General features: G+C 61.2%; 1 protein-coding gene. It reads left to right on the top strand.

Going from position 1 to position 926, the window contains the following annotated elements; genetic code table 11:
- Positions 1–926, top strand: a 926-nt coding sequence (locus AM629_RS21265) for a hemagglutinin repeat-containing protein (RefSeq protein WP_200905789.1), incomplete at both ends; no start/stop codon positions are given.

Below are 926 nucleotides of genomic sequence, written 5' to 3'. Positions count from 1 at the left end.
GGCACCCTGTCGCTGAGCGCCATCAATAACGTCCAGCTCACCGCCAGTGACGTCAGGAATGCCGGTCAAGACGGTCACACCGAAATAACGGCAGGCCATGACCTGACGCTGGACACCTTAAACACGCGACGTACCGAAAGCGGCGACTGGGGCGGCGGTAACACCCGCCACCTGACCCAACAGACCGATATCGGCAGCCAGATAACCGGCGCCGGTGAGGTGACCCTGCAGGCCGGGCATGACCTCAAGGCCACCGCCGCTCATGTCAACGCCGGTCAGCCACTGACGGCGCAGGCCGGGCATAACCTGACGCTGACCACCGGGACGGCCTCCTCCGACTTAGTCGAGCACAGCAAACAGACCAGCCAAGGCTGGCTGGCGAAATCGTCAGTGGAAACCCACGATGAAGTGCATGACCGGCAGGCGCTGAGCACCACCTTCAGTGGCGATAAGGTCACTCTCCAGGCTGGCAACGACCTCAATATCCGCGGCAGCAATGTGGCGGGCACGCAGGATGTCAGCCTGAGCGCCGGTCATCAGCTCACCGTCACCACCGCGGCGGAAGCGCACGATGAAACCCATTTGCGGCAGGAGAAACAATCCGGCCTGATGGGTACCGGCGGGATTGGTTTTACCGTTGGCAAAGCCAGCCAGAAAGTCACCACCGACCGTGACAGCCAGCTGACCAAAGGCAGCACGGTGGGCAGCAGTCAGGGTCATGTCACCCTCAACGCCGGTGACCAGCTCAACATTCATGGCAGTGATATCGTCGCGAAAAAGGACCTGACCCTCACCGGTCAGAGCGTCAGTATCACCAGTGCGGAAAATCATCACACCACCCTGACGAAAACCGAACAAAAGCAAAGCGGCTTAACCGTGGCGCTCAGTGGCACGGCAGGCGGCGCCATCAACAGCGCGGTACAGAC

Source organism: Photorhabdus heterorhabditis, assembly GCF_001280945.1.
Taxonomy (GTDB): domain Bacteria; phylum Pseudomonadota; class Gammaproteobacteria; order Enterobacterales; family Enterobacteriaceae; genus Photorhabdus; species Photorhabdus heterorhabditis.
Note: the sequence above shows the minus strand (reverse complement) of the source record. Positions and strands in the feature narration are given on the sequence as shown.